General features: G+C 66.9%; 3 protein-coding genes. All 3 read right to left on the bottom strand.

Translation table 11 applies throughout. The annotated features are described in order from the left end of the window. Positions 1-13: 13 nt before the first annotated feature. The 3 genes from tnpC to tnpA all read right to left on the bottom strand — a co-directional run bounded on the left by tnpC (position 14) and on the right by tnpA (position 2,387). On the bottom strand, positions 14-1,492 hold the full coding sequence (gene tnpC / locus AC3WMA_RS27545) for an IS66 family transposase (RefSeq protein WP_492288428.1): 1,479 nt from the start codon (positions 1,490-1,492) through the stop codon (positions 14-16). A gap of 98 nt (positions 1,493-1,590) precedes the next feature. Continuing rightward, a complete protein-coding gene (gene tnpB / locus AC3WMA_RS27550; protein WP_492288426.1) occupies positions 1,591-1,947 on the bottom strand; it encodes an IS66 family insertion sequence element accessory protein TnpB in 357 nt (118 codons plus the stop codon). Beyond that, positions 1,944-2,387, bottom strand: a complete 444-nt coding sequence (tnpA, locus tag AC3WMA_RS27555; protein WP_492288427.1) for an IS66-like element accessory protein TnpA — start codon at positions 2,385-2,387, stop codon at positions 1,944-1,946. Before tnpA ends, tnpB begins: the two co-directional genes overlap by 4 nt. Positions 2,388-2,463: the final 76 nt, after the last annotated feature.

Raw genomic sequence — 2,463 nt, forward strand, 5'->3', positions numbered from 1 at the left:
GTAAGCGCTGTTCTCAGGCCACGGCCTTGAGCGGCTGAGGCGCATAGGCCCAAGGCAGCAGATCGTCGATCTGGCTCTGGGGATGGCCGGCGACGATACGGGTGATGACATCGACGAGGTAGGCTTGCGGATCGACGCCGTTGAGTTTGCAAGTCTCCACGAGCGAGGCGACGACGGCCCAATGTTCGGCGCCGCCGTCTGATCCGGCGAAGAGTGCATTCTTGCGATTGAGGGCGATCGGCCGGATGGCGCGCTCGACCACGTTGGAGTCGATCTCGACGCGGCCGTCGTCGAGGAAGCGACTGAGGCCCGCCCATCGCGAGAGGGCGTAGCGGATGGCCTCGGCGAGTTTGCTCTTCTGGCTGACGAGGCCGAGCTTCCCCTGGAGCCACGGCTCCAACGCCGCGACGATGGGGCGGCTTCGGGCCTGGCGGGCGTCGCGCCGCTCCTCGGCGGTGTGTCCGCGGATATCGTTCTCGATGCGGTAGAGTTCGGCGATGCGCAGGAGCGCTTCCGAAGCGATAGGCGCGGGCCCGCCTTGCGCGAGATCGTAGAACTTCCGTCGGACGTGGCTCCAGCAAAAGGCCAGGCTCACGGCATTCTTCCCGGCCAGCGTGTTGTAGCCGGCGTAGCCGTCCACCTGCAGCACGCCAGCGAAGCCTTGAAGATGCCGGATCGGCTGCTCAGCCTTGCGGTCGGGCGCATAGAGATAGGCCACGCCCGGCGGATCGGCGCCGCCCCAGGGCCGTTCGTCGCGGGCATAGGCGAAGAACTGGCCGGTCTTGGTCCGGCCGCGTCCGGGATCGAGCACCGGCGCCGTGGTCTCGTCTGCGAAGAGCTTGGTCGACGCCTTCAGTCGCTCGAACAGGCGCTCATGCACCGGCCGCAGGAGGAAGGCCGCCTTGCCGACCCAGTCAGCCAGGGTCGAGCGGTCCAGGTTCACGCCCTGCCGGCCATAGATCTGGGCCTGGCGATAGAGCGGCAGGTGGTCGGCGTATTTGGAGACGAGGACATGGGCGACGGTCGCCTCGGTGGGGATGCCGCCCTCGACGAGCCGGGCGGGCACTGGGGCCTGCACCACGACCTCCTCGCAGGCCCGGCAGGCGTATTTTGGCCGACGGGTCACGATCACGCGGAACTGGGCGGGGACGATGTCGAGACGCTCGGAGACGTCCTCGCCCATCGCATGCAGCTCGCCCCGGCAGCACGGGCAGGTCCTGTCCTGGACGTCGATGATCTGCTCGATGCGCGGCAGGTGCGTGGGCAGCGATCCGCGATTGGCGCGCCGCTTCCTGGCCCGGTCGGCGTGCTTGACTGGATCAGTCGCCTCCTCGCCGGCGAGGCCCTCGGCCTCGATCTGCTCGGCCTCCTCGAGCCCCAGCAGCAGCTGATCGACCGGCAGGCTCTCGGCCCGGCGCCCGAAGCGATGACGCTGCAACTCCTTGATGATCTGGCGCAACCGCTCGTTCTCGGCGCGCTCCTCCGCGAGCATCGCCCGAAGCGCGATCGGATCGCTGATCTGTGGGTTGGCCGCGTTGCTCACGAAGCCGATTCAATCATGGATTACAGTGGCTTGCCAGTATCAAGCGATCAACTTGCCGCGATGGGGACGCGCGTCTCGCGCCGTTCATGCACGCGCCGCCAGTCGAGGCCTTCGAGCAACGCCTGCAACTGTGCCGCTGTCAGCCGAACGACACCGTCGGCGATGGCGGGCCACTGGAACTTGCCGTCTTCCAGTCTCTTCGAGAACAGGCACACGCCCGTCCCATCGAAGTAAACCAGCTTGATCCGGTCAGCGCGCCGCGCCCGGAACACATAGACCGCGCCCGAGAACGGATCGGCGCCCATGCTCTCGCGCACCAGCGCGGCCAGGCCATCCGCGCCCTTGCGGAAGTCGACCGGCTTCGTTGCGATCATGACGCGGACCGCGCCGGTCGGGCCGATCACGAGCCGCCCTTCAGCGCGCCGATCACCGCGGCAATCGTCTTCGGGCTCGCACCGGTTCCAACACGCACCACGACGCCGTCAATCTCGATCTCGATCCCGCCGCTCGGTCTGGCGACAGTGCGACGACGACGCGTGGCCGGCTGCTTCACGGTCTCGGATAACGGGCGAGCTGTATCGACCACTGCAGCCACGAACATGGGCGATGACGCCGGCTCTGGTGCTCGCCGCAAAAGACGCCGCCAGCCGAAAAGCTGTTGTGGAGACAAGGCATGGCGGCGCGCAATCTCGCTTACCGTCGCTCCCGGCTCGTAGCTCTCCGCCACGATCCTTGCCTTGTCGTCGTCCGACCAATCCCGTCGGCGCCCGGTCCCAGTGAAAACCTCGAAGCGGCGAACCGGCTCGTCGTCGCTGGATTTAAACGTAAGCTCTGAAATCGTCATGTGTCGAAGCCCTGTGGGGCTTCAAACATCGGCGCTCAGACCCCTGCCGCAAAGGTGGAACCGGGACACCGCTTAC

Source organism: Allobosea sp. FW305-C-101 (genome assembly GCF_058783685.1).

Coding starts and splice junctions, on each gene's coding strand:
- tnpA (WP_492288427.1), bottom strand. CDS start 2,387: ATGACGATTTCAGAGCTTACGTTTAAATCCAGCGACGACGAGCCGGTT.
- tnpC (WP_492288428.1), bottom strand. CDS start 1,492: ATGCTCGCGGAGGAGCGCGCCGAGAACGAGCGGTTGCGCCAGATCATC.